General features: G+C 51.3%; 17 protein-coding genes, 2 tRNA genes, 3 rRNA genes and 3 pseudogenes. 7 read left to right on the top strand and 18 right to left on the bottom strand.

Annotated elements, in window-relative coordinates; all coding sequences use genetic code 11:
- Positions 1-3 precede the first annotated feature (3 nt).
- Positions 4-492 (bottom strand): dihydrofolate reductase, encoded by a 489-nt coding sequence (locus IUJ45_RS07850; protein ID WP_002249243.1) that lies wholly within the window; start codon positions 490-492, stop codon positions 4-6.
- A gap of 67 nt (positions 493-559) precedes the next feature.
- Positions 560-1,615, bottom strand: a complete 1,056-nt coding sequence (aroG, locus tag IUJ45_RS07845) for a 3-deoxy-7-phosphoheptulonate synthase AroG (protein WP_002249242.1) — start codon at positions 1,613-1,615, stop codon at positions 560-562.
- A 666-nt stretch (positions 1,616-2,281) separates the two neighbouring features.
- Between aroG and IUJ45_RS07840 the strand changes: the two genes are divergently transcribed.
- Positions 2,282-2,539, top strand: coding sequence for a membrane protein (locus IUJ45_RS07840; RefSeq protein ID WP_002233493.1), 258 nt, complete (start codon positions 2,282-2,284; stop codon positions 2,537-2,539).
- On the opposite strand, the pseudogene IUJ45_RS07835 reads toward IUJ45_RS07840, so the two are convergent.
- From IUJ45_RS07835 to IUJ45_RS07790, 10 genes and pseudogenes are all read right to left on the bottom strand, one after another.
- Positions 2,521-2,730 (bottom strand): annotated as a pseudogene (locus IUJ45_RS07835) (transposase); the annotation flags it as partial. The gene IUJ45_RS07840 and the pseudogene IUJ45_RS07835 overlap by 19 nt on opposite strands.
- A 164-nt stretch (positions 2,731-2,894) precedes the next feature.
- Positions 2,895-3,548: an IS1595 family transposase gene (locus IUJ45_RS07830; RefSeq protein ID WP_002249241.1), complete on the bottom strand. Its 654-nt coding sequence runs from the start codon at positions 3,546-3,548 to the stop codon at positions 2,895-2,897.
- Between the two features lie 119 nt (positions 3,549-3,667).
- The gene (locus tag IUJ45_RS07825) at positions 3,668-4,126 is read right to left on the bottom strand and encodes a hypothetical protein (protein WP_002233491.1); all 459 of its coding nucleotides are present in this window, start codon (positions 4,124-4,126) and stop codon (positions 3,668-3,670) included.
- 111 nt (positions 4,127-4,237) lie between these two features.
- On the bottom strand, positions 4,238-4,702 hold the full coding sequence (locus tag IUJ45_RS07820; protein WP_010981251.1) for a helix-hairpin-helix domain-containing protein: 465 nt from the start codon (positions 4,700-4,702) through the stop codon (positions 4,238-4,240).
- Positions 4,703-4,737: 35 nt separating this feature from the next.
- Positions 4,738-4,851 (bottom strand): 5S ribosomal RNA (rrf, locus tag IUJ45_RS07815).
- A gap of 96 nt (positions 4,852-4,947) precedes the next feature.
- A 23S ribosomal RNA gene (locus IUJ45_RS07810) occupies positions 4,948-7,839 on the bottom strand.
- Positions 7,840-8,245: 406 nt separating this feature from the next.
- Positions 8,246-8,321: transfer RNA gene (locus IUJ45_RS07805), tRNA-Ala, on the bottom strand.
- 6 nt (positions 8,322-8,327) lie between these two features.
- A tRNA-Ile gene (locus IUJ45_RS07800) sits at positions 8,328-8,404 on the bottom strand.
- Positions 8,405-8,505: 101 nt separating this feature from the next.
- Positions 8,506-10,046 (bottom strand): 16S ribosomal RNA (locus IUJ45_RS07795).
- The 16S, 23S and 5S rRNA genes sit together here with 2 tRNA genes alongside, the layout of an rRNA operon.
- A 454-nt stretch (positions 10,047-10,500) precedes the next feature.
- Positions 10,501-11,307 (bottom strand): cytochrome C assembly family protein, encoded by an 807-nt coding sequence (locus tag IUJ45_RS07790; protein ID WP_002245849.1) that lies wholly within the window; start codon positions 11,305-11,307, stop codon positions 10,501-10,503.
- Positions 11,308-11,527: 220 nt separating this feature from the next.
- Here IUJ45_RS07790 and ffh point away from each other — a divergent pair, with 220 nt between their 5' ends.
- A complete protein-coding gene (ffh, locus tag IUJ45_RS07785) occupies positions 11,528-12,898 on the top strand; it encodes a signal recognition particle protein (RefSeq protein ID WP_002245848.1) in 1,371 nt (456 codons plus the stop codon).
- A 330-nt stretch (positions 12,899-13,228) separates the two neighbouring features.
- Here ffh and IUJ45_RS07780 read toward each other — a convergent pair whose 3' ends face one another.
- The 5 genes and pseudogenes from IUJ45_RS07780 to IUJ45_RS07760 all read right to left on the bottom strand — a co-directional run bounded on the left by IUJ45_RS07780 (position 13,229) and on the right by IUJ45_RS07760 (position 18,302).
- Entirely contained in the window at positions 13,229-13,924 is a 696-nt protein-coding gene (locus IUJ45_RS07780) for a thiol:disulfide interchange protein DsbA/DsbL (RefSeq protein ID WP_002215704.1), read from the bottom strand.
- A 170-nt stretch (positions 13,925-14,094) separates the two neighbouring features.
- A complete protein-coding gene (locus IUJ45_RS07775) occupies positions 14,095-14,754 on the bottom strand; it encodes an NYN domain-containing protein (protein WP_002218694.1) in 660 nt (219 codons plus the stop codon).
- Between the two features lie 197 nt (positions 14,755-14,951).
- Positions 14,952-17,064: pseudogene (locus IUJ45_RS07770) on the bottom strand (TonB-dependent receptor).
- A gap of 185 nt (positions 17,065-17,249) precedes the next feature.
- Positions 17,250-17,855, bottom strand: coding sequence for a nitroreductase family protein (locus IUJ45_RS07765; RefSeq protein ID WP_002245846.1), 606 nt, complete (start codon positions 17,853-17,855; stop codon positions 17,250-17,252).
- Between the two features lie 48 nt (positions 17,856-17,903).
- Complete coding sequence (locus IUJ45_RS07760) at positions 17,904-18,302, bottom strand: DoxX family protein (protein WP_002216361.1); 399 nt, start codon at positions 18,300-18,302, stop codon at positions 17,904-17,906.
- Positions 18,303-18,409: 107 nt separating this feature from the next.
- On the opposite strand from IUJ45_RS07760, the gene IUJ45_RS07755 reads away from it, so the two are divergent.
- The 5 genes and pseudogenes from IUJ45_RS07755 (at position 18,410) to IUJ45_RS07735 (ending at position 23,804) form a co-directional block, all read left to right on the top strand.
- On the top strand, positions 18,410-19,321 hold the full coding sequence (locus IUJ45_RS07755; RefSeq protein ID WP_002236663.1) for a LysR family transcriptional regulator: 912 nt from the start codon (positions 18,410-18,412) through the stop codon (positions 19,319-19,321).
- Positions 19,311-20,612, top strand: a complete 1,302-nt coding sequence (locus IUJ45_RS07750) for an FAD-binding domain-containing protein (protein WP_002236662.1) — start codon at positions 19,311-19,313, stop codon at positions 20,610-20,612. The genes IUJ45_RS07755 and IUJ45_RS07750 overlap by 11 nt, the downstream gene beginning before the upstream one ends.
- 62 nt (positions 20,613-20,674) lie before the next feature.
- Complete coding sequence (locus IUJ45_RS07745) at positions 20,675-20,971, top strand: hypothetical protein (RefSeq protein WP_173024111.1); 297 nt, start codon at positions 20,675-20,677, stop codon at positions 20,969-20,971.
- A gap of 33 nt (positions 20,972-21,004) precedes the next feature.
- Complete coding sequence (dinG, locus tag IUJ45_RS07740; protein ID WP_002236660.1) at positions 21,005-23,155, top strand: ATP-dependent DNA helicase DinG; 2,151 nt, start codon at positions 21,005-21,007, stop codon at positions 23,153-23,155.
- A 35-nt stretch (positions 23,156-23,190) separates the two neighbouring features.
- A pseudogene (locus IUJ45_RS07735) lies at positions 23,191-23,804 on the top strand (tellurite resistance TerB family protein).
- A 94-nt stretch (positions 23,805-23,898) separates the two neighbouring features.
- On the opposite strand, the gene IUJ45_RS07730 reads toward IUJ45_RS07735, so the two are convergent.
- Positions 23,899-25,767, bottom strand: coding sequence for an acyltransferase family protein (locus IUJ45_RS07730; RefSeq protein ID WP_002245844.1), 1,869 nt, complete (start codon positions 25,765-25,767; stop codon positions 23,899-23,901).
- Positions 25,768-25,772: the final 5 nt, after the last annotated feature.

Below are 25,772 nucleotides of genomic sequence, written 5' to 3'. Positions count from 1 at the left end.
ATTTCAATATCTCAAATAATGCACAAAAGCATAGCGCGTGCCTTTGCTGCTGACACGGCGTTCCGTCCGCTCTGCTTCTTTCCAATGCGTCCGGTCTATTGCGGGGAAAAATGCATCTCCTTCCACAGACAAATCCACTTCGGTTATCCGCAAATCGGTCGCCAATGGCATCGCTTGTCCGTATATCTGCGCGCCGCCCATAATGACGGCTTCTTCCGCGCCTGCGCACAATGCCAATGCCGCCTCCAAACTTGCCGCCGTTTCCGCGCCTGCCGCGCAATAATCCGCCTGCCGGCTGATGACGATGTTCCTCCGTCCGGGCAGGGGTTTGACGGGCAGGGATTCCCACGTTTTCCGCCCCATAATGACGGGTTTGCCCAAGGTATAGGCTTTGAAAAATGCGAAATCTTCGGGGATGTGCCAAGGCATAGCATTGCCCGCCCCGATGCACAGGTTTTCCGCACACGCCGCAATTAGGGTTATTTTAGTCATGTCGTCTCCATAAAAATGCCGTCTGAAAGCTTCAGACGGCATTTTATGATATTCCGTATCAAAAATCTCAACTTGCCCGAGCAATACGTATTTTGTTGGCACCCGCCAACAATGCCAACAGTTCTTCAGTCGCGCCCCAACCGATACACGCATCGGTAATGCTTTTGCCGTACACTTCCGGCTTATCCTGTCTGCCTTCGACCAAATGGCTTTCCACCATCACGCCCATAATATTGCTCCCGTCCTGTTCCAATTGGGCAGCAATATCTTGTGCCACTTCCATCTGCCGGGTGTAATCCTTGCGGCTGTTGGCGTGGCTGCAATCTATCATCAGCTTATCGGTTACCCCTGCCGCACGCAGTTGTTCCGCCGCCTCGCTGACGTGTCCCGCATCATAATTCGGCTCTTTTCCGCCGCGCAAAATGACATGACAGTCGGGATTGCCGCCGGTATGGACAATGGCGGAATGTCCGGCCTTGGTTACAGACAAGAAATGATGCGAATGGCTCGCCGCACCGATTGCGTCGATGGCAATCTTCAAATTGCCGTCCGTACCGTTTTTAAAGCCGACGGGGCAGGACAGCCCGCTTGCCAATTCGCGGTGAACTTGGCTTTCGGTCGTCCGCGCACCGATTGCCCCCCAAGAAATCAAGTCCGCATAATATTGCGGCGTAATCATATCCAAAAACTCGGTAGAGGCAGGCATACCCATATTGTTCAGCGACAACAACAGGCTGCGCGCCTGACGCAAACCGAAATTGATATCGAACGTACCGTCCAAATGCGGGTCGTTAATCAAACCTTTCCAACCCACCGTCGTCCTCGGCTTCTCGAAATAAACGCGCATCACAATCAAAAGCTCGTTTTCATACTGCTTGCGGAGTTTCAACAAACGCTCCGCATATTCCAACGCCGCTTTCGGATCGTGAATCGAACACGGCCCGATAATGACCAACAGCCGCTTGTCCCTGCCGTGAACCAAATCGGAAATTTCCTGACGGGTGCGGTGAACCAAGCCCGAAGCCTCTTTGGAAATCGGCAGCTCGTAAAGATGGGCAATCGGCGGCAACAACTCTTTAACTTCTTTAATCTTAATATCGTCTGTGGGGTAATGGTGTGTCATCTTGCATCTTTCCTGATGGGTTTTTATACGCGGCTTAGGTTACATCGTTTACCTTGCACAAACAAGTGCAACATATTACTACAAAGCTATTTTATTTCAAAATAACTGATATATCTTTTTTCATAGATTTTAAATTTCATATTTTTAATATTTTAGGAATTTTATTCCAAAGAAAAAGAAACAGATTGATAAAAACAATACCCGCCATTCATTCGGACAAAACCGCACGGAACATCCGTTTTCCCATTTCCACGACAATCCGGTACAGAACACCCCGCTGCCGATTCCGCCTGCACATCCGGCAAAATTTCATACACAAGGAAAATGTTGAAAACAAAAAGAACTCATTGCTTGAAAAAAGATTTAATGGGAATGCGGGTATTTCCCACACTTTTTCCATTTATTTATCCTCATTATAGGAAGAAAAACATGAAAAAACCCTGCTTGCACTCTCACTTGCAGCCGTGTCCGCCGTTACGGTAGCCGATATTCCCGAGTCTAACGGCAAAGGCAAAGCCATCATCGGCGATAAGGAAAAACACCGTTACCAAGCATGAAAACCTTGTTTTGAAAGTCTATGGCGAAATCCGCCAAGATTTGGGGGACGGATGATCCCTGACCCCCTTGGCGGATGCATATGCAGATTTGCGCGGCAAAACCAAAGTGATGACGACCCAGATGTGTGCTTCCCGCGATGTCAGCAAAAGCGCCAAAGGTTGGAGTGTCGGTATCGGTCTGAATGTAGGCAAACAGTTGACCGACAGCGTCGGTCTCGAGTTTGATCCATACTACCGTCACAAAACAATCTGCAAACCCCGTGAGATTGTCTTGGACGGCGACAGAACCAAAATGGGCCGCTCCAAATCCAACGAGTACGGCTTCCGCGTAGCCGCAACGTTCTATAGTCAATTAAAATCAAAATAGGACAGTAGTGCATCGTCAAATCGGGCGTAATCAGACAAAACGGTTCGCAGATACCGCTTAATATTCGCCCACACTTTCTCAATCGGGTTGAGCTCAGGTGAATAAGGTGCAAGAGGCAATACCTTATGTCCCAATTTTTCCGCCATTTCCCGTAAGACACCCATACGGTGAAATCACGCATTATCTAAAATATAGTGGATTAACAAAAATCAGGACAAGGCGACGAAGCCGCAGACAGTACAAATAGTACGGAACCGATTCACTTGGTGCTTGAGCACCTTAGAGAATCGTTCTCTTTGAGCTAAGGCGAGCCAACGCCGTACCGGTTTAAATTTGGGGCTGTACTAGATTAGCCCTAAATCCCACACCAATCCCGCAGGATTTTAAGCTGTTGAGACGGTGTGCCGAAGTTAAATCGAAATTCGCATTCTTTCAAGAACAGCGGGAAAGATTTGCGATCGATTCCATTGTATTTTCGCAAGACACGTTTTGCCTGATTCCAAAAATTCTCAATGCCGTTAATGTGGTTCTCACGGTCTGCAAATTCCTTGGAATGGTTGATGCGGTAATAAATGAAACCGCTCACGTCCAACTTGTCGCAGCTGCTCAGACTATCGGTATAAACAATACTGTCCGGCATGATTTTCTTTTTGATGACAGGGAGTAACGTTTCAGATTTGGCATTATCTACGATAACGGTATAGACCCGTCCGTTGTGTTTCAGAATGCCGAAGACAACCACTTTTCCTGCCGCACCCCGACCACGTCTGCCTTTACGCCGTCCGCCGAAATCGCTTTCGTCCGGCTCGACAGGGCCCTCAAAAACCTCATCGGCAGCCAAGGCCAAATGATGGTTGATAACCGTGCGGATTTTACGGTAGAACAGTGCTGCCGAATTGGGATGGATACCCAAAATATCGGCGGCAGAACGGGCGGTAACTTCCAGTACAAAAAAACGGAGCAGTTCTTTCTGTACTTTTTTCTTTAATTTGCAGTGTGTTATCTTCATATTTCGAGGGTAACATATCTGCTAATCTAGTACAGCCCCTAGTTTAAAGCTTTGTTTCTTAAGTCCGCAGAGTATGCCATGGTTAGACCTTCAAAGTTGAGTATTGTACTATTTTGTTTTTAATTAACTATAAAACGCTTGTGTGAATAGGAAGACTGCAGAATATTGCTGCCTTTTCCTGTTTGCTTTAAATAAACAGAAAATGCCGTCTGAAACCGATTTTCAGACGGCATTTGTCCCTTAAAACACGTTTTTTCAAGCGCGACCATACCAAACACCCACAGGTTGCCTTCCACCCTTCGTACAACCTTTGCTCCATCAAACATCCACTTCCTAAATACTGATGTCTGCTTAGGTTGAATCGGCATTCGTACGATTACGGCACACCGCCTAATCTGTACCTGCGTCTGTTGCGCCCAATACCAAAGACTACCTGAAAATCTCCCAAACTTTTCAGGTAGCCTTATCACGTTTTCGACTGTTACCACACGCCCAAAGACCGCCTGAAACCCTTTTTCAGACGTTCCGCTCCGATACCCCCCAACAAAACGCCGCCCGAACACATGTTCAGACGACATTTTCTTTGCGTCGATTCATTCCCCGATATAGCGCAGGTCTTTTTCCAGCCATTTCCCTTCCAAACAAAAAAGCACCGACGGCGGCCGATGCCCCTTCCTTTACAGGTTCCCCTATTTTTTAGCTGCGGGCAGAGCCGGTTTTGCCGGGCCTTTTGGTGCGGGCGCACCGACAGAAGCCTGATCCTTCAGCTTCGCCAGCACCGCAGGGCCGATGCCCTTTACCTTGGTCAAATCGTCTACAGACTTGAACGCACCGTTTTGCGCACGGTATTCCGCAATGGCCTTCGCCTTCGCAGGGCCTATGCCCGGCAGCGCCTCCAGCTCCTGCTGCGAAGCCGCATTGATGTTTACCGCCGCAAGGGAGAAGGCGCAGGAGAACAGCATACAGAACAGCACGAACATTTTCTTCATGGTTTTTCCTTTAAGGGTTGCAAACAATAAACCGCATCTTGCGACGATAAAACGGGTCATTCTAAAATGAATATCCCAAAGTTTCAAGCCGTTCCTCCGCAAACCCGACCGGACGCCGTACGGATACTGTCCCGCCATCCCCGACATTTTTTCCGGGCAAAGCAAAAACCCCCGAATAATCGGGGGTTTTCTGAAAGGGTGTTTGGCAGTGACCTACTTTCGCATGGAAGAACCACACTATCATCGGCGCTGAGTCGTTTCACGGTCCTGTTCGGGATGGGAAGGCGTGGGACCAACTCGCTATGGCCGCCAAACTTAAACTGTTACAAATCGGTAAAGCCTTAATCAATATATTCGGTAATAACTGAATCAGTCAGTAAGCTTTTATCTCTTGAAGTTCTTCAAATGATAGAGTCAAGCCTCACGAGCAATTAGTATGGGTTAGCTTCACGCGTTACCGCGCTTCCACACCCCACCTATCAACGTCCTGGTCTCGAACGACTCTTTAGTGCGGTTAAACCGCAAGGGAAGTCTCATCTTCAGGCGAGTTTCGCGCTTAGATGCTTTCAGCGCTTATCTCTTCCGAACTTAGCTACCCGGCTATGCAACTGGCGTTACAACCGGTACACCAGAGGTTCGTCCACTCCGGTCCTCTCGTACTAGGAGCAGCCCCCGTCAAACTTCCAACGCCCACTGCAGATAGGGACCAAACTGTCTCACGACGTTTTAAACCCAGCTCACGTACCACTTTAAATGGCGAACAGCCATACCCTTGGGACCGACTACAGCCCCAGGATGTGATGAGCCGACATCGAGGTGCCAAACTCCGCCGTCGATATGAACTCTTGGGCGGAATCAGCCTGTTATCCCCGGAGTACCTTTTATCCGTTGAGCGATGGCCCTTCCATACAGAACCACCGGATCACTATGTCCTGCTTTCGCACCTGCTCGACTTGTCGGTCTCGCAGTTAAGCTACCTTTTGCCATTGCACTATCAGTCCGATTTCCGACCGGACCTAGGTAACCTTCGAACTCCTCCGTTACGCTTTGGGAGGAGACCGCCCCAGTCAAACTGCCTACCATGCACGGTCCCCGACCCGGATGACGGGTCTGGGTTAGAACCTCAAAGACACCAGGGTGGTATTTCAAGGACGGCTCCGCAGAGACTGGCGTCTCTGCTTCAAAGCCTCCCACCTATCCTACACAAGTGACTTCAAAGTCCAATGCAAAGCTACAGTAAAGGTTCACGGGGTCTTTCCGTCTAGCAGCGGGTAGATTGCATCTTCACAACCACTTCAACTTCGCTGAGTCTCAGGAGGAGACAGTGTGGCCATCGTTACGCCATTCGTGCGGGTCGGAACTTACCCGACAAGGAATTTCGCTACCTTAGGACCGTTATAGTTACGGCCGCCGTTTACTGGGGCTTCGATCCGATGCTTGCACATCTTCAATTAACCTTCCAGCACCGGGCAGGCGTCACACCCTATACGTCCACTTTCGTGTTAGCAGAGTGCTGTGTTTTTAATAAACAGTCGCAGCCACCTATTCTCTGCGACCCTCCAGGGCTTACGGAGCAAGTCCTTAACCTTAGAGGGCATACCTTCTCCCGAAGTTACGGTATCAATTTGCCGAGTTCCTTCTCCTGAGTTCTCTCAAGCGCCTTAGAATTCTCATCCTGCCCACCTGTGTCGGTTTGCGGTACGGTTCGATTCAAACTGAAGCTTAGTGGCTTTTCCTGGAAGCGTGGTATCGGTTACTTCATGTCCGTAGACACTCGTCATCACTTCTCGGTGTTAAGAAGACCCGGATTTGCCTAAGTCTTCCACCTACCGGCTTAAACAAGCTATTCCAACAGCTTGCCAACCTAACCTTCTCCGTCCCCACATCGCATTTGAATCAAGTACAGGAATATTAACCTGTTTCCCATCGACTACGCATTTCTGCCTCGCCTTAGGGGCCGACTCACCCTACGCCGATGAACGTTGCGTAGGAAACCTTGGGCTTTCGGCGAGCGGGCTTTTCACCCGCTTTATCGCTACTCATGTCAACATTCGCACTTCTGATACCTCCAGCACACTTTACAATGCACCTTCATCGGCCTACAGAACGCTCCCCTACCATGCCAGTAAACTGGCATCCGCAGCTTCGGTTATAGATTTGAGCCCCGTTACATCTTCCGCGCAGGACGACTCGACCAGTGAGCTATTACGCTTTCTTTAAATGATGGCTGCTTCTAAGCCAACATCCTGGCTGTCTGGGCCTTCCCACTTCGTTTACCACTTAATCTATCATTTGGGACCTTAGCTGGCGGTCTGGGTTGTTTCCCTCTTGACAACGGACGTTAGCACCCGCTGTCTGTCTCCCGAGGAACCACTTGATGGTATTCTTAGTTTGCCATGGGTTGGTAAGTTGCAATAACCCCCTAGCCATAACAGTGCTTTACCCCCATCAGTGTCTTGCTCGAGGCACTACCTAAATAGTTTTCGGGGAGAACCAGCTATCTCCGAGTTTGTTTAGCCTTTCACCCCTATCCACAGCTCATCCCCGCATTTTGCAACATGCGTGGGTTCGGTCCTCCAGTACCTGTTACGGCACCTTCAACCTGGCCATGGATAGATCACTCGGTTTCGGGTCTACACCCAGCAACTCATCGCCCTATTAAGACTCGGTTTCCCTACGCCTCCCCTATTCGGTTAAGCTCGCTACTGAATGTAAGTCGTTGACCCATTATACAAAAGGTACGCAGTCACACCTCTAGGGCGCTCCCACTGTTTGTATGCATCAGGTTTCAGGTTCTGTTTCACTCCCCTCCCGGGGTTCTTTTCGCCTTTCCCTCACGGTACTGGTTCACTATCGGTCGATGATGAGTATTTAGCCTTGGAGGATGGTCCCCCCATATTCAGACAGGATTTCACGTGTCCCGCCCTACTTTTCGTACGTTTAGTACCGCTGTTGAGATTTCGAATACGGGACTGTCACCCACTATGGTCAAGCTTCCCAGCTTGTTCTTCTATCTCGACAGTTATTACGTACAGGCTCCTCCGCGTTCGCTCGCCACTACTTGCGGAATCTCGGTTGATTTCTTTTCCTCCGGGTACTTAGATGGTTCAGTTCTCCGGGTTCGCTTCTCTAAGTCTATGTATTCAACTTAGGATACTGCACAGAATGCAGTGGGTTTCCCCATTCGGACATCGCGGGATCATTGCTTTATTGCCAGCTCCCCCGCGCTTTTCGCAGGCTTACACGTCCTTCGTCGCCTATCATCGCCAAGGCATCCACCTGATGCACTTATTCACTTGACTCTATCATTTCAAGAACTTCTTTGACTTTGCCTAACATTCCGTTGACTAGAACATCAGACTTGAATTTCCTACTTTGATAAAGCTTACTGCTTTGTTGTGTCTTAATCCTGCCTTTTGTGTTTCAGGATTAAGTCGATACAATCATCACCCAAATACTGTGTTTGTTTTCTTTTCTCTTGTGAGCGATTTTTTATCCTTTGCAAAGAATAAAAAATCAAAACAAACGCTTTGTCTTTGTTTGTTGATTTCGGCTTTCCAATTTGTTAAAGATCAATGCGTTCGATATTGCTATCTACTGTGCAAATCAAAACGAGCTGATTATTATATCAGCATTTTGTTCTTGGTCAAGTGTGACGTCGCCCTGAATGGATTCTGTTCCATTCTTCCGTTTTGATTTGTACAGTATTGGTGGAGGCAAACGGGATCGAACCGATGACCCCCTGCTTGCAAAGCAGGTGCTCTACCAACTGAGCTATGCCCCCCGTTCTTGGTGGGTCTGGGAGGACTTGAACCTCCGACCCCACGCTTATCAAGCGTGTGCTCTAACCAGCTGAGCTACAAACCCGGATTCTCTTCTTAAGCGAATCTTGCCTTCACTCAAGCTTCTTCCGCATCTTTTTCAGTTTACCGATAAGTGTGAATGCCTAAAGCCTCTTCTTTCTCTAGAAAGGAGGTGATCCAGCCGCAGGTTCCCCTACGGCTACCTTGTTACGACTTCACCCCAGTCATGAAGCATACCGTGGTAAGCGGGCTCCTTGCGGTTACCCTACCTACTTCTGGTATCCCCCACTCCCATGGTGTGACGGGCGGTGTGTACAAGACCCGGGAACGTATTCACCGCAGTATGCTGACCTGCGATTACTAGCGATTCCGACTTCATGCACTCGAGTTGCAGAGTGCAATCCGGACTACGATCGGTTTTGTGAGATTGGCTCCGCCTCGCGGCTTGGCTACCCTCTGTACCGACCATTGTATGACGTGTGAAGCCCTAGTCATAAGGGCCATGAGGACTTGACGTCATCCCCACCTTCCTCCGGCTTGTCACCGGCAGTCTCATTAGAGTGCCCAACTGAATGATGGCAACTAATGACAAGGGTTGCGCTCGTTGCGGGACTTAACCCAACATCTCACGACACGAGCTGACGACAGCCATGCAGCACCTGTGTTACGGCTCCCGAAGGCACTCCTCCGTCTCCGGAGGATTCCGTACATGTCAAGACCAGGTAAGGTTCTTCGCGTTGCATCGAATTAATCCACATCATCCACCGCTTGTGCGGGTCCCCGTCAATTCCTTTGAGTTTTAATCTTGCGACCGTACTCCCCAGGCGGTCAATTTCACGCGTTAGCTACGCTACCAAGCAATCAGGTTGCCCAACAGCTAATTGACATCGTTTAGGGCGTGGACTACCAGGGTATCTAATCCTGTTTGCTACCCACGCTTTCGGGCATGAACGTCAGTGTTGTCCCAGGAGGCTGCCTTCGCCATCGGTATTCCTCCACATCTCTACGCATTTCACTGCTACACGTGGAATTCTACCTCCCTCTGACACACTCGAGTCACCCAGTTCAGAACGCAGTTCCCGGGTTGAGCCCGGGGATTTCACATCCTGCTTAAGTAACCGTCTGCGCCCGCTTTACGCCCAGTAATTCCGATTAACGCTCGCACCCTACGTATTACCGCGGCTGCTGGCACGTAGTTAGCCGGTGCTTATTCTTCAGGTACCGTCATCAGCCGCTGATATTAGCAACAGCCTTTTCTTCCCTGACAAAAGTCCTTTACAACCCGAAGGCCTTCTTCAGACACGCGGCATGGCTGGATCAGGCTTGCGCCCATTGTCCAAAATTCCCCACTGCTGCCTCCCGTAGGAGTCTGGGCCGTGTCTCAGTCCCAGTGTGGCGGATCATCCTCTCAGACCCGCTACTGATCGTCGCCTTGGTAGGCCTTTACCCCACCAACTAGCTAATCAGATATCGGCCGCTCGAATAGCGCAAGGCCCGAAGGTCCCCTGCTTTCTCTCTCAAGACGTATGCGGTATTAGCTGATCTTTCGATCAGTTATCCCCCACTACTCGGTACGTTCCGATATGTTACTCACCCGTTCGCCACTCGCCACCCGAGAAGCAAGCTTCTCTGTGCTGCCGTCCGACTTGCATGTGTAAAGCATGCCGCCAGCGTTCAATCTGAGCCAGGATCAAACTCTTATGTTCAATCTCTAACTTTTTAACTTCTGGTCTGCTTCAAAGAAACCGACAGGACAATGTTCAAAACATTATCTTGTCTGTCTTTCAAACAGTGTGAGGCTCAAGGCACTCACACTTATCGGTAATCTGTTTTGTTAAAGAGCGTTTGAATTATAAAGTATTTCTTCCGCTTGTCAAGATATCTCTCGATATCCCCAACATTCTGTGCTATACTTTTCAGTTCGTCCGCCACTTCTGCAGCAGCGAAGAACCGAACTATACGCCCACAGGGAAAAACGGTCAATGCTTTCAGTGGGATTTTTTTGGGGAAATTCGTCATGTCGCTGTCGGATAAGGTTTTTTATTTCTGCTAAATGCTGCGCCGCCTCCAACAATCCCTTCCTCTTCTCCTCCGGCTGGTGCGCCTTTGTGAATATGCTGTCTGAAACTCGGGGCTTCGGACGGCATCTGTTGGCTCTTCTTATCTGTTCAGAATGATTTCCAATACGAACTTGCTGCCCATATAGGCAATCATCAGGCTGACAAATCCGATGATGGTCCACACGGCGGCTTTTTTGCCGCGCCATGCGGTCATGCTGTGCTTGAGCAGCAGTCCGCCGTAAATCAGCCATGACAATATGCCGAATACGGTTTTATGGGTAAAGGTCATGGGTTTGCCGAATACGGCTTCGGCAAAAAATGTTCCGCTGACGACGGAATAGGTCAGCAGGATGAAACCTGCCCACATGGCCTGGAACATGAGTTTTTCCAAACTGAGCAGCGACGGCAGGAATCCTGCGAGCTTGGAGAAGTTCCTGCGGTGCAGGCTCCGATTCAGCAGCAGGGTCAAAACGGACAATAATGTTGCGATGCCGAACAGCCCGTATGCAAGCAGCGAAGTTCCGATATGCAGCATAAAGGGAAGGTCGGTAATTTCATATCCCGAGAATTTTCCAGGAAAAACCAAACCTGACAGCAGCATCAGTGCGGCGCAAGGATACAGCAGCAACTGCACTCCGCGCAGCGAATAAAAGAAGCTGCCGGCAAAATAAATAAACAGCATCATCCAAACAATCAGGCTGCCGGAATACCCAAAGCCCATAATGATGATTTTGTCTTGAATGACCGGCATAAGCAGTGCCGCGCCATGGACGGTCAATGCCGCGCCCAAAACCGGCAATTCCGTCTTCCACGGGTAATCCCGGCCGAGCCCCTGCTGTTGGCAGTGCCATGCAAATGCACCCAATCCTGCGTAAACCGCCGTCAAAAAGATGAAAACTGTCGGCATGGTGGACTTTCTCTAATCTATACTGTTGCGCTGTATGCGGCCGCTTATGAAATATTGGAACTTTTAACGTTGGAATTGTAAAATCCCCGTTTCGGGCAAGCCTTGACGGATTTGCCGATATGCTGTCCGGCACACAAGCCGCATCAAATTATTTTGATTTTATTTTAACAAAGAATGCCCCTGATGGGGCAAGCTATTCTTATTCAGACCAAGGACCAGTATGTTAGACAATTTAACCGGCCGCTTCAGCAATGTTCTCAAAAACATCCGCGGGCAGGCCAAACTGACCGAAGACAATATTAAAGAAGCCTTGCGCGAAGTCCGCCTCGCCCTGCTTGAGGCGGATGTCGCCCTGCCTGTCGTCAAAGAGTTCATCAACAACGTCAAAGAAAAGGCCCTCGGTCAGGAAGTAGCGGGCAGCCTGACGCCGGATCAGGCATTTATCGGCGTGGTCAACAAAGCCCTGACCGAACTGATGGGCAGGGAAAACAAAACGCTGGATTTGTCGGTTGCGCCACCCGCCGTCGTGTTGATGGCGGGTTTGCAGGGTGCCGGTAAGACAACAACCGTCGGCAAACTCGCCCGCCTGCTGAAAAACGATCAGAAGAAAAAAGTTTTGGTGGTATCTGCCGACGTTTACCGCCCTGCCGCGATTGAACAGCTGCGCCTGTTGGCTGAACAGGTCGGCGTGGACTTTTTCCCATCCGATACCAACCAAAAACCGGTTGAAATTGCCACTGCCGCCGTCGATTACGCCAAAAAACATTTTTACGATGTCTTAATGGTCGATACCGCCGGCCGTTTGGCAATCGATGAAGAGATGATGAATGAAATCAAAGCCCTTCATGCTGCGGTCAACCCGGTTGAAACCTTGTTTGTTATCGATGCCATGTTGGGTCAGGATGCGGTGAACACTGCTCAGGCATTTAATGAAGCCCTGCCGCTGACCGGTGTCGTATTGACCAAGATGGACGGCGACTCGCGCGGCGGTGCGGCATTGTCCGTACGCCATGTAACCGGCAAACCGATTAAATTTATCGGTGTCGGCGAGAAAATCAACGGCCTCGAACCTTTCCACCCCGACCGTCTTGCCAGCCGTATCCTCGGCATGGGCGACGTATTGACCCTGATTGAAGACGTTCAAAAAGGTATTGATGAAGCCGCCGCCGCCAAAATGGCGAAAAAGCTGCAAAAAGGCAAAGGCTTCGATCTCAATGACTTTAAAGAACAAATCCAGCAGATGCGCAATATGGGCGGCTTGGAAAACCTGATGTCAAAAATGCCGGGCGAACTGGGTCAAATATCGAAACAAATCCCCGAAGGTACGGCTGAAAAAGCGATGGGCAAAGTGGAAGCCATCATCAACTCGATGACCCCTAAAGAACGCGCCAACCCTGCCCTGCTCAAAGCTAGCCGCAAACGCCGTATTGCGATGGGTGCGGGTACGACCGTGCAGGAAGTGAATAAATTGCTCAAACAGTTTGAACAAATGCAACAAATGATGAAGATGTTCAGCGGCAACGGCTTGGGCAAACTGATGCGCTTGGCCAAAGGCATGAAGGGAATGAAAGGCATGTTCCCAGGTTTGTAAGCCGATTTGACAGAAAACGCCGTCTGAAATTTCAGACGGCGTTTTTGTTTTATATTCTGATTTATAGTGGATTAACAAAAATCAGGACAAGGCGGCGAGCCGCAGACAGTACAGATAGTACGGAACCGATTCACTTGGTGCTTCAGCACCTTAGAGAATCGTTCTCTTTGAGCTAAGGCGAGCCAACGCCGTACTGGTTTTTGTTAATCCGCTATATATTCTGATTTAAAACCATAAGGCTTTAAGCAATCATCTCTTCTATAAAGCCTAAATACAAAAGGCCGTCTGAAATCCTATTTTCAGATGGCCTTTACTCATTCAATCCTCAACTTATTGCGGCTTTTTCTGCTCTTCGCGTACTTTATCCACCAACTGGTCAATCGTGGTCATACCGGACTGCCAGTCTTTAAATTCAACTTGGTATTTGCCGCCGACAATCACAGTCGGTGTGCCGCTGATTTGGAATTTATTGGTCAACTCTTCCATTTGAGCCGCACGCGCTTGGCTTTCAGGAGCCTCAAATGCAGCCAATACTTTTTTGCCGTCAAACGCTGTTTGCTCGGACAGCCATTTTTTCAGGGTATCGGTATCGGCCAGATTGATTTTTTGATTAACCATCGCATCGAAAATATGGCTGTTGGCTTTATCTGATTCACCGGCCATTTCCACTGCGGCCGCCAAACGTGCCAAAGGTTTCATTTCATCACCCCACACGACATGCTCCCGGCGCATATAGGTATCGTCTTTAAACGTTTTGATGTGCTCGCTCAAGACCGGCTCAAGATGGGCGCAATGCGGGCAGAAGTAGCCGAAAAATTCCAATACTTCGATTTTACCGGCCTGCTGTTGCGGAATAGGCGTAGACAATACAGTGTAGTTCACACCTTCGTTCAACTCAGCAGGGGCTGCCGGAGCAGATGAGCTGCTTTGGGCGCTGTCTGCCGGAACACTGGTTTCAGCCTGTTTGCTACAAGCGGCCAATGCCAACAGGGTCAATGAAGTCAAAGCTAAGGTTTTCAGTTTCATAGGTATCTCTTGTGTGTCAGATTAATGTGCGGATTTTATGGCATTTTATTGAAGGCGTGTTCGATTTGAGTGAAAAAATGTGTTTAGTTTTATTTCAGCCTTTATAAAGGCCGTCTGAAATATGGCTTAGATAATTAGCCTTATTTTCAGACGGCCTTTGTTCTAGTAATTTACGGTTTCGGACATTTTGTCTTCAATCCGTCGATGTGTTCCATTAAGTCAGGTGGGACATGATTCCACATAGGATCAAGAATAAAATCGATACCTTCCCGTCTGGCTAATTTGGCTGCTGGGACAAAATCGGAATCACCAGAAAACAAGATGATTTTATCGGCTTGTTTTTTTAAGGTAATAGATGAAATATCCAAGCCTATACGCATATCTACACCTTTTTGTTTAACATCGAGCACGACATCGTTTTCCGTAATTTGAGTTGACGGGTTTTTCAGAAGATTTTTCATGACTTGGGGTTTTAATATCCATGCTGTATTGTCCGACAGCTTGCCTAAACGTAACGCTAATTTACGCTTCTTCTTCAATTCGGTATGCAGATTGCAACGAAATATGGCTTCCGGAGTCTTTGAAAAATCTATGGCACGATGAGATACGGGATTGTGCATTTTCTTTTCAAACGGCACGCAGTCGTAAAAGAAAATTCTATATAAATCATCCATTTGATCTGTGCCGTTGATTTTATCTTTCAGATGCAGCATCGAATATCGGAAAGCCAAATCAGCAATTCTTTTTGCATCGTGTGGATTTTGAGACAGGCCTAATGACCGTACCCGCTTAATAAAAAATGCACCGTCAATCAAAATGGCGGTTTTCATATTGCTTCCCCTATATTTGTCAAAGATATAAAAAAGCCCTTGGGATCGGCATACCCGCTATGATTTAATGGGTAATGCGTACTGCCAAGGGCACTATTTCTTTTTGGATTATACTGATGTAGATAAAGCCTGTCAAAAAGTTCGTATGCTGAATTTACGGATTATCAGGATTTTCAGACGGCCTTTGCCTGATTTCATCAGAAACGGTAATTTACCCGGGCAGTATAGCCGCGCGGATTACCCGGCATAGAGTCCGAACGCCAATATTTTTGATTGAACAGATTGGCTGCGGCAAAGGTAACGTTAACATTTTTATGGTTCCAGCCAAGCATGGCATCAACTCGGGCAAAGCCTGGAAGCGTAGTCACTTCTTTATTTCTTGAGTCGTAACCGTAGCGTTTGCCTGTACCGGTTACGCCGATTTCGCCGTAGAGGTTTTCGGTCGGGGTATAACGGAAAAACAGGTTGCCGGTAACGTTGCTGGTGTTATTCAAATGGATGCCCACTCGGTCGGGATTTTCTTTGTCTTCAACGACTTTCGCCTGCATCACGCCCAACGAACCGCGCAGATAGAGTTTTTTTGGGGATGATTTGCCCGATGGCGGACAATTCCACGCCGCGCGAACGGTGTTTGCCGCTAACCGCATAAATATAAGGGTTGTTTTTTGGATCGGGGCGGTAGCGGATATTGAAGCGTTCGATTTGGTAGGCAGACAACGTAGTGCTGAGGCGGTCGTCCAGCCAACTGCTTTTCACGCCGGTTTCGTATTGGCGGGTGTACTCGGGGTCGGCGTTGAACACGGCGGAAGACAACGTATCGATGCTCAAATAGCCGCCGCGTCCGCCATAAGGCGCGAAGCCTTTGTTATACGAGGCGTAAAGTGTGTGGACGGGATTGATGTTCCACACTGCGCCGATGTTGGGGCTGAACGAGTGTCCGCTGTATTGGCGGCTGCTGCCGGTGAGTTTGTTTTCGGAATTAAAGGTGTATTTGTCGTAACGGCCGCCGAGGACGAATTTCAAATCGGGCGTGGCGGAGAAGATGTTTTGCACAAAGATGCCGTAGGAGTCGGCTTTGTGGCGGTTTTGGGTCAGAATAGGCTGCAATCTGCCCGAAGCCGGCCAGCTTGCGCGGTCGTAGGGGTTGATGGAGGCGGAAAAGGCGCTGCTGAAACCCAATGTCGGGTTGCGGTGTTCGCGGCTGTAATCCATGCCTACGGTCAGGTGGTTTTCAAAACGGCCGATGGTGTAGTCGCCGTTGAGCGTTAAGTTGGACGACAGGGTTTTGTTGTCGGTCTGCTGCCAGGCGTAGTTACGTTTGATTAAGTTGCCATTTTCGCTGCCTGCATAGAAATGATCAAAATCCTGCGCCGCCGTGCGGTGGGCGAGCTGCCATTGGGCACGCCATTTGTCGTTGAAGGCGTATTCAAGGTCGGAACGCCAAACTTGCAGCTTGTCTTTGACAAAATCGTTCCGGTGGGCGAACCCCATGCGGTAAGGCAGTCCGAAGCGGTCGTACACGGACTTGGTCGGACTGCGGTCGGGCGTGCGCTCCACATTGTCGTAGGTGTATTGCCCCGTCCACTTCAAGCCGTTGTCGAGTTTGACGGTAATGCTGGGCGAAACCATGACATTTTTGCTGTCTATGCCGCTGCGGAACGAATTGGCGCGCCCGACTTCGCCGGTGAGACGGATGGCGACGTTTTTGTTCAGCACTTCGTTGATGTCCATATTCAGGCTGCGGTTTGCCCACGAACCATAAACCGTACCGATATTACGGCTTTGTTTGAAGTTGGCGTATTTGCTGACCATGTTGATGACACCGCCGCCGTTGGTACGCCCATAAAGCACGGAGGACGGACCTTTCAGGATTTCCACGCGCTCGATGTTGGCGGTGCTACGGCGCACCTGCCCGCTTTCGCGTACGCCGTCGCGGTAAATATCAGATGCGTCGGCTTGAAAGCCGCGCAGGAAAATGCTTTCGCCGCGCATATCGTAGGCGGCGTCGATGCCGGCATTGCCTTCGAGGATGGAACTCAAATCGTTCGTGCCGTAATTTTTGTTTTTCTGGATATTGAGCGTATCGATGGTTTGCGGCGTTTCTTTGATGAGCTGTCCGTTGCGGGTAACGGCGGCTTCGTCGTAGTTGATGTAGCCTTTGAGTACGCTGGTGTCGGACTGTCCGACCACGGAAACGGTGGGCAGAGTGGCGGTGTAATGTTCACCATTGTCCTGCGTATCGGCGGCAGCAACAGGGAAGGAAGCAATAATCAGCGTGGGTAATAAAGCTAAATGAAATGATATTTTCATTTTTATACTCAATTTAACAAAACAACCGAATTATATTGCCTCACGGAGGAAATGAGAATAATTTCTTTTAACTATATTGAACATGATATTTGTAAACAAAGGTCTCAGAATGCGGAAAACTCGCCGCCTGATACTGAAAAATGCCGTCTGAACAGGGTTCAGACGGCATTTTTTTGACCGCGAAATTATGCGCCGAACACTTTCAAACGTTCTGCAACTGGTTCAAAGGTCTTTTCACCTGCCGCCCCTTCAATACCGCCGATAACCATTTGTGCGCGCAACAACCAGTTTTCGGGGATATTCCACGCTTTGGCAATCGCCGCATCGGGCAAGGGATTGTAATGTTGCAGGTTTGCACCTACGCCGACCGCGGCAAGTGTCGTCCAAACGGCATACTGCACCATCGCGTTCGCCTGGTCCGCCCAAACGGGAAAGTTGGCGGCATAAGCAGGGAACTGCTCCTGCAAACCTTTGACGACATTTTGATCTTCATAAAACAAAATAGTTGCCGCACCCGCCTTAAACAGGTTCAATTTTTGCGCGGTCGGTTCAAAACTGTCGGCAGGCACGACGGCACGCAGCGCGTCTTCGACAAATTGCCACACCTTATCATGCTCTTCGCCAAACAGCACGACCACACGGGCAGATTGGGAATTGAACGAAGAAGGTGTGTGCAAAACGGCGTGTTCGACGATTTGGACGATTTCATCTTTGCCGACGGGCAGATTTTTATTTAACGAATAAATGGAACGGCGGCTTTCGGCAGCCTGTTGCAGAGATTGACGGGTCATTTCTTTTCCTCAAAAACATTCAACAAAATACACTTTAGGCAGTCTGATTCAGGCTTTACGCTTGAAAAACAGCCTGTCCAGCGACCATGCTCCGCCGCCCGCCGCCGCGATATAGAGGAATACGAAGCAGAACAGCACTGCGGACTCGCCGCCGTTGGCAATCGGGAACAAAGCATTTCCGGAAGCGTGCGCCATAAAATAGGCAACCGCCATCTGGCCGGACAAAACAAACGCGGCAGGGCGCGCAAACAGGCCCAACACCAGCAAAATGCCGCCGACAATTTCTAAAATACCGGCAAGCAGCAACAGCCCGCCGGGCGAACCGCTGCCCATTTCAATGGGGAAGGCGAAGATTTTCGACGTACCGTGCAACAAAAACAGGTAGGCGGTTACGATACGCAAAACAGAAAGCAAAACCGGTTGGATACGGTTGCAGCAATCGGACATAAAAGCTCCTTTGATATTTGTCTTCATTTCAGGCGGTAGAGTATAGATGTTTCCCCTTTTCAAATATATACTGCTTTTATTGATACAACTTTTCCACACAAGAAAATATGGACACCCTGTTCAGCCTCAAGGTTTTCCGCCAAGTCGTCCAAAGCGGCGGCTTCACCCGCGCCGCCGACGCGCTCGGCATCTCCACCGCAATGGCAAGCAAACACGTCAGCCACTTGGAAAACACCGTCCAAGCCAAACTCCTGCACCGCAACAGCCGCAACCTCAGCCTGACCGGAGCCGGGGAAGAATACTACCGGCAATGCAGTTACGCGCTCGACACGCTCGACGATGCCGCGCAAAAAGCCGCCGGAGGGACGGAAAAACCGCAGGGGCTGCTGCGCGTAACGATGCCGCTGTGGTTTGCCGGCAGCCAGATATGCAACTGGCTGGCGGAATACCGCGAACGTTATCCCGAAGTGGCATTAGAACTGATTTTGGACAACCGCCACGTCGATTTGATTGCCGAAGGCGTGGATTTGGCGTTGCGCGTTTCCCAAACCCTGTCCCCGTCGCTGATTGCGCGCCCACTGGCGGAAATCGAATTTGCCCTGCTCGCCTCGCCCGATTTCCTGAGGCGCAACGGCGTGCCGGAAACGCCGGAAGAAGTGGCGGGGCTGCCCGCCGTCCTGCCGACCTACACCAACCAGCAGAAACTCGACCTCACCCGCAAATCGGACGGCAAAAAATACCGGCTTGAACTGACCCCCGTCATCCGTACCGACAACACGCTGATGATGCGCGAAATGATTAAGGCGGGCGCGTGCATCGGTTATCAGCCGCTTTGGGCGGCGGAACACGATTTGCGCTGCGGCTCGCTGGTGAGGCTGCTGCCCGAATATACCGTCCCGACCGACCGCCTGAATGCCGTTTATGCGGACAGGGCGTTCTTAAGCGCGAAAGTCCGCAGCTTCATCGATTTTCTGAACGAAAAAATCGCCAGCAGGAAAGGCTGCCGAAATGCCGTCTGAAACCGCCCGCCCCCTTTATGCGGACACGTGCGCCGCACACACGCTCGTCTGGTTCCGCCAAAACCTCCGCATCCGCGACAACGCCGCCTTATGCGCCGCCGTTGCCGAAGGTTTGCCCGTTATCGGTATTTGGATTGACGATGCCGAAACAGACAACCCTCGCCGCGCCGCGTTCTACCGCCAATCCGCCGCCGAACTCGCCCAAGGGCTTGCAGGGCGCGGCATCCCGCTCTACACGGCGGCATCGCCTGCCGAGCTCGTCCGGCTCGCCGTCCGCCTCAATATCCGCGCCGTCATCGCCGACGAATCCCATACTTTTGCCGACAAACTCGCCGACAACGCCCTTTGGCATGAATTGAACAAACACGGCATCGCGTTAACCTTCGTCAATGACCGCGCCGTTTTCGGCAAAACCGACCTGATACCCGACGGCGGCACGGCACACACCGATTTCGACCGCTACCGCGAAGTATGGCTCGACCGCTTTTCCAAGCAGCCCCCCGCCGGTCCGGACCTATTCGCGGCATACCGCCAACCCTTCCCCGAAAACCTTTCCGCCCCGCCGCCTGCCGCCCTTTCAGACGGCATCTTCCTGCCGCAAAACAGCGGCGAAACGGCGGCTTGGCGGCAGTGGCGGCGGTTTCTCGAACAGGCGGATTCCTACTCCGTTTTAAAGGATTTCCCCTCGCGCAAACACACTTCGCTGATGGGCGCGTATTTGAGTGCCGGCTGCATCTCGCCGCGCCTGCTCGCGCGGGAAAGCCTCGAACGCCGTCTGAACGCGTGGGCGGACAACATCATCCGCCGCGATTTTTTCCTTCAACTTGCCTTGCAGCACACGGATGACGACCCTTCAGACGGCAATCCTGAACACACCCTGCGCCTGACGCTTTGGCAGCAGGGCCGGACCGGCATTCCGATTATCGATGCCGCGATGCGCTGTTTGCACAAAACCGGCAGCCTCCACCCCGCCCTGAGACGCTTGAGCGCGGATTTTTTCTGCCACGTTTTAAACCTCCCCCGCCGCGAAGGCGAGATATGGTTTGCCCGACAGCTGACCGATTTCGATGCAGCAATCAACCAAGGCAACTGGCGGCTTGCCGCCTCACGGCACACCTGCCCCGACATTGCCGCCGCCGCACACAAGACCGACCCCGACGGCACCTTTGTCAGACGGCACATTCCCGAGCTTGCCCACCTGTCCGCCGACACCGTCCACACGCCTTGGCGGTTTGCCTGTTCGGTCGATACCCACGGCTATCCCGCCCATCCTGTCGCCGGTATTCCCTAAGCGGTACGGCAACCTAAAACAAATGCCGTCTGAACTTCCGTTTCAGACGGCATTGCGTCCGAATGACTCAATATCTTCCGTTTTTTTCACTTTCAATCATCAGGTATGCCCAAATCACCGCCACCCAAGCCGCCACCGTTCCCATCGTCGGCAAAAAATGCTGCCAATCCGTCATCGGCGGTACAGGGCAACGGCCGCATTCGATTTCCGCGCCGCCCAACAACCGGTACAGCAGCATATCCGCAATACAAAGCAACAACGGGTATTTCAAACGCTGCAACCAAAAAACCAACCACGTCCGCACGATTTACCTCCCCCCATTCCGACAACGATATTGTACCGCTTCCGTGCAATGTTAAAATAACCCCACTTCTACCGCCGTACAAAACGCCATGCTCACCGATTTAGAAAAAAACGCCATCCGCGACCATTACCAAAACATCGGCAAAAACCTGCCCGGTTTCCGTCCGCGTGCTTCGCAGCGGGAAATGATTGCGGCGGTTGCCAACGCTTTTTCGCGGACGTTGACGCGTGAAGAAGGCGAAGAAGCACCCAAACGTGAGGGCGAGAGCATTGCCGTGATCGAAGGCCCGACCGGCGTGGGCAAATCGTTGGCCTACCTTTTGGCCGGCGGCATCATGGCGCAAACGCGCGGCAAACGGCTGATTGTCAGCAGCGCGACGGTGGCTTTGCAGGAGCAGTTGGTTGACCGAGATTTGCCGTTTCTGGTCGAAAAAAGCGGTTTGGAGCTGACCTTTGCGCTTGCCAAAGGGCGCGGCCGTTATCTTTGTCCGTACAAACTCTATCAACTGACGCAAAACAACGCCCAGCAAAACCTGCTTGGTTTTGAAGCGCCGGAAGTGTTGTGGGACAGCAAACCCAAGCCCGAAGAATTGAACCTGCTGCGCGACATCGCCGACGAATTTTCCGCCCGACGGTTCAACGGCGACCGCGACACCTGGCCGGAAAAAATCGATGACGCGATTTGGCTCAAAGTTACCAACGACCGCCACGGCTGCCTGAAAGCCGCCTGTCCCAACCGCGCCGAATGCCCGTTTTACCTGGCACGCGATATGTTGGAAACCGTCGATGTCGTCGTTGCCAACCACGATCTTCTGCTTGCCGACATCAGTATGGGCGGCGGCGTGATTCTGCCTGCGCCCGAAAACAGTTTCTATTGCATAGACGAAGCGCACCACCTGCCCAAAAAAGCCCTCAGCCGTTTTGCCGCCGAACATTCATGGAATATTGCCGTTTGGACGCTGGAAAAACTGCCGCAACTGACCGGCAAGATTGCCGCGCTGACCGATAAAGCCGAACTTGCCAACCTTGCCGACGAAGCCGCCTCATCCTTACTCGACAGCCTGCACGAATGGCAGTTCCATTTGGCGGAAGAGCCGTCTTTGAGCTTGGGGCCGTCTGAAAACGACAGGCGTACCAACAGCGAACCGACTTGGCTGTGGGAAGACGGCAAAATCCCCGAAGGCCTCGAAACCACCGTTTCCAACACCGCCATTGCCGCACGCAGCCTGCTCAAACACGTTATCGGGCTGAACGATGCGCTTTCCGCCGCGCGCCGCGAAAAAGAACAAGACAGCGCGCTCATCGACCGCCTGACCGGCGAGTTCGGCCTTTTTATCTCCCGTATCGAACAAATTAGTGCGGTTTGGGATTTGCTCTCCACCGTTCCCATTGAAGGCGAAGAGCCGTTGGCGAAATGGATAACCCGCCGTGCCGACGATAAAAACGACTATATTTTCAACGCCAGCCCCATCAGCAGCGCGTCCCACCTTGCCAACAGCCTGTGGCGGCGGGCGGCAGGCGCAGTGTTGACCTCCGCCACCCTGCAATCCTTGGGCAACTTTAACCTGATGCTGCGCCAAACCGGGCTGCAATGGCTGCCTGAAACCACCACCCTCGCCCTCAAAAGCCCCTTTGACTTTGAAAAACAGGGTGAACTCTACATCCCTCCCATATACGCCAGCCCCAAAGACCCCGAAGCCCACACCGCCGCCATCATCGAGTGGCTGCCCAAGCTCATTTCGCCCGGCGAAGCCATCGGCACGCTCGTCCTGTTTTCCTCGCGCAAACAAATGCAGGATGTCGCCTTACAACTGCCTGACGACTATCTGCCGCTCTTGCTCGTACAAGGCGAATTGCCCAAAGCCGTTCTCCTGCAAAAACACCACCGGGCCATAGAAGAAGGCAAAGCCAGCATCATCTTCGGACTCGACAGCTTTGCCGAAGGACTCGACCTGCCCGGCACCGCCTGCGTGCAAGTCATCATCGCCAAACTTCCCTTCGCCATGCCCGACAACCCCATCGAAAAAACCCAAAACCGCTGGATAGAACAGCGCGGCGGCAACCCTTTCATCGAAATCACCGTCCCCGAAGCCGGCATCAAACTCATCCAGGCCGTCGGCCGCCTCATCCGCACCGAACAAGACTACGGCCGCGTAACCATCCTCGACAACCGCGTCAAAACACAGCGGTACGGCCAACAATTATTAGCCGGCCTGCCACCGTTTAAAAGGATAGGGTAAACCTACCGCCCTGCCCGCAACAGAAAGGAAAAATCATGAACTTCACCCGACTGCTCAACCAAGTCTTAAGCACGGTTCAAAAAAAGGCAACACCTTCTCCGACAGCCCGCTCAATTCATTCGGCGGAGGCGCGCTGGTTGCCGGTGTCGCCTCCATGCTGCTGAACGGTAAAAACCGCAAAACCATCACCAAAATCGGTTCGACCGCCGCTTTGGGCTACCTCGCCTACCGGGGCTATCAGATGTGGCAGCAAAACAAAGGGCGGGCAACCGTAACACAAAGCGATTTCCAACCTGCCGGAGAAACCGAAGAAACATACAGCCGCACCGTATTGCGCACCATGATAGCCGCCGCCGCTTCAGACGGCATGATAGACGAAGCCGAACGCCGGACTATCGAACAGGAAAGCGGCACAGACCCCGAAACTGCTGCATGGCTCGCCGCCGAATACCGCCTGCCCGCAAGCATCGAAGACATCGCCGCCGCCGTCGGCAACGATGAGGCGTTGGCGGCGGAGGCCTATCTGGCGGCAAGACTGGTATGTGCCGATTTGTCGCGGAAAGAAACCGTCTTCCTCGCCCGCCTGTCGCAGGCTTTGGAACTGGATGACAATCTGGTGGAAAACTTGGAAAGGCAATTGGGGTTTTGATTCAAAATTCCCTCCCGCAGGGGAAGGAAAATAAAAACCGCCGCCGCCCCGAAAGGCAAACGGCGGCACAAACGATATCGGACGGCAAGGCAGGCTACTGCAATGCGCCGTCGCGAGAAGATTTAAGCAGGCGTTCGTGTTTGTGAAATTCCCGCCCCATATAATAAGAACCGAAATAGGTCAGGTGGTCTTGGTCGCCGTAAAGATAGCGGCCGTATATTTCGACCGTGTTTTTGGGCAGGTATTTTTGTGCGTCCACCCAATGCACATTGGGAATATCTTTAATCAAATCAAAGACCGCCTGATTGCTCTTGCCGATGTCGCCCATAGCCTGAATGGGGCGGAGATATTGGTTTGCGGCAAATCTTTTCAATTTTTCCTCCCTCAGGGGCGAACGGCTGATTGATGTGTTGTTTGCAAAAACATAGACGGGTTTGACGGCGGCTATCCTTTTGACGGTTTCCCTGAATCGGGCTGGGAACCCGGGTATTAGGAAGGATTGCGCTTCAAATCTCGGCACGGGCTGGCCGCCCATCCTCAAATCATAGAATTGGGCAATGAAAACGGCTTCGGCTTTTTCAACTTCATCCCGGTATTTTCGACATAACGGGTTGTCTGCCAGCTTCTCATCTACCCAAACCAAACACTCCGAATCGAGGGACAGGATTTTGGCTTTCCACCCTTCCCGGCTGCCGACATAATCCAGAAACCCCCGCAGGTGTCCGGCGTGCGAGTCGCCGAGGGTCAGGACGGTTTCCGGAAAATGATTTTCCGCAGCAAGGGGCGCGCCGGGCAACGGGCGGAGGTGTTCCTGTTTCAATATCCCCCTTGCGTACAGGTTGTAACCGACAAGTATCAGGGACGGGGCGAGATAGAGGCAGAAAAATGCCTTTTTGAAGGTCATCTTCCGTTTTCTAAGCGGCTGTTCAATCAAATAATAACTCAACAGGGAAAATCCGGCCGTCAACGCGGCAACCGCCGATACGGCAGGCAGTCCGAGCTGTTTGTCGCCTGTAATGTAATGGGCGAAAGCAATAAAAATCCAATGGTACAGGTATAGGGAATAAGAGATTTTGCCGACAAATACGATGGGGCTTGCCGACAGGATGCGGGTCGGAAGTGTCCCGTATTGCATACTCCGGATAAGCAGTGCCGTCAGCAGGCAGGGAAGGAGCAGGGTCATTCCCGGGATAAACGGATTGTGTTTGTCAATCACGAACAGGCAGGCAAGCAATGCGCCGAAGCAGAGTGATGAAAGCAACTGCCGTTTTCCATTTGCTGTTTGCCGTCTGCCGTTTTGCGTTTGCCCGTAAACCGCCAGCAGCGAACCTGCCAACAGCTCGGGAAACCTCAGTGTCGAAAGGTAATAAGTATTGGGTTGGTTGAGAATATCGGTATAAAACCCGCTTGGCAAAAACGATGTGGCAGTCAAAATCAGAAATAGGATGATGCTGATGTTACGCAGCACCCGTAGCGATTTTGTTTTTTTGCAGCAAAATATCAGCAAAAGAGGATACAGGAGGTAATACTGTTCCTCTACTGCCAAAGACCAGATATGCAGTACGGGGTTCTCGTCGGCACTCAAATCGAAATACCCCTGCTGAAACCCCAGATAAATATTGGACAAGAAAACCGCAGAAAGCTCCACGGTTTTCCGCATTTGGTTGAAATCTTCGTAAAGGAAGATTTGAGAGGCAATCACCGAAGCCAGCGACACGGCCGCAATAAAAGCAGGATAAATCCGCTTAATCCTGCGGGTATAAAAATCCCGGAAAGAAAAAGAACCGTTCTGTATTTCAGAAAGAATGATGCCGGTAATGAGGAATCCTGAGATGACAAAGAAAATGTCCACCCCCAGGAATCCTCCGGGCAGCCAGCGGTTATTCAGGTGGAAAATCATGACGGATAGCACGGCGACGGCCCGCAATCCGTCAATTTCCGGTCTGTATCGGACAGCTTGCATAAATA

The sequence above is a fragment of the Neisseria meningitidis genome (genome assembly GCF_022869645.1).
Classification (GTDB): Bacteria; Pseudomonadota; Gammaproteobacteria; order Burkholderiales; family Neisseriaceae; genus Neisseria; species Neisseria meningitidis.
Note: the sequence above shows the minus strand (reverse complement) of the source record. Positions and strands in the feature narration are given on the sequence as shown.

What these genes read in the sequence shown, in the direction of transcription:
- IUJ45_RS07840 (WP_002233493.1), top strand. Translation starts at nt 2,282, where the DNA reads ATGACGACCCAGATGTGTGCTTCCCGCGATGTCAGCAAAAGCGCCAAA.
- IUJ45_RS07760 (WP_002216361.1), bottom strand. Translation starts at nt 18,302, where the DNA reads ATGTCCGATTGCTGCAACCGTATCCAACCGGTTTTGCTTTCTGTTTTG.
- aroG (WP_002249242.1), bottom strand. Translation starts at nt 1,615, where the DNA reads ATGACACACCATTACCCCACAGACGATATTAAGATTAAAGAAGTTAAA.
- dinG (WP_002236660.1), top strand. Translation starts at nt 21,005, where the DNA reads ATGCTCACCGATTTAGAAAAAAACGCCATCCGCGACCATTACCAAAAC.
- IUJ45_RS07825 (WP_002233491.1), bottom strand. Translation starts at nt 4,126, where the DNA reads ATGTCGTCTGAACATGTGTTCGGGCGGCGTTTTGTTGGGGGGTATCGG.
- IUJ45_RS07830 (WP_002249241.1), bottom strand. Translation starts at nt 3,548, where the DNA reads ATGAAGATAACACACTGCAAATTAAAGAAAAAAGTACAGAAAGAACTG.
- IUJ45_RS07850 (WP_002249243.1), bottom strand. Translation starts at nt 492, where the DNA reads ATGACTAAAATAACCCTAATTGCGGCGTGTGCGGAAAACCTGTGCATC.
- IUJ45_RS07750 (WP_002236662.1), top strand. Translation starts at nt 19,311, where the DNA reads ATGCCGTCTGAAACCGCCCGCCCCCTTTATGCGGACACGTGCGCCGCA.
- IUJ45_RS07755 (WP_002236663.1), top strand. Translation starts at nt 18,410, where the DNA reads ATGGACACCCTGTTCAGCCTCAAGGTTTTCCGCCAAGTCGTCCAAAGC.
- IUJ45_RS07790 (WP_002245849.1), bottom strand. Translation starts at nt 11,307, where the DNA reads ATGCCGACAGTTTTCATCTTTTTGACGGCGGTTTACGCAGGATTGGGT.
- ffh (WP_002245848.1), top strand. Translation starts at nt 11,528, where the DNA reads ATGTTAGACAATTTAACCGGCCGCTTCAGCAATGTTCTCAAAAACATC.
- IUJ45_RS07730 (WP_002245844.1), bottom strand. Translation starts at nt 25,767, where the DNA reads ATGCAAGCTGTCCGATACAGACCGGAAATTGACGGATTGCGGGCCGTC.
- IUJ45_RS07775 (WP_002218694.1), bottom strand. Translation starts at nt 14,754, where the DNA reads ATGAAAACCGCCATTTTGATTGACGGTGCATTTTTTATTAAGCGGGTA.
- IUJ45_RS07745 (WP_173024111.1), top strand. Translation starts at nt 20,675, where the DNA reads ATGACTCAATATCTTCCGTTTTTTTCACTTTCAATCATCAGGTATGCC.
- IUJ45_RS07780 (WP_002215704.1), bottom strand. Translation starts at nt 13,924, where the DNA reads ATGAAACTGAAAACCTTAGCTTTGACTTCATTGACCCTGTTGGCATTG.
- IUJ45_RS07765 (WP_002245846.1), bottom strand. Translation starts at nt 17,855, where the DNA reads ATGACCCGTCAATCTCTGCAACAGGCTGCCGAAAGCCGCCGTTCCATT.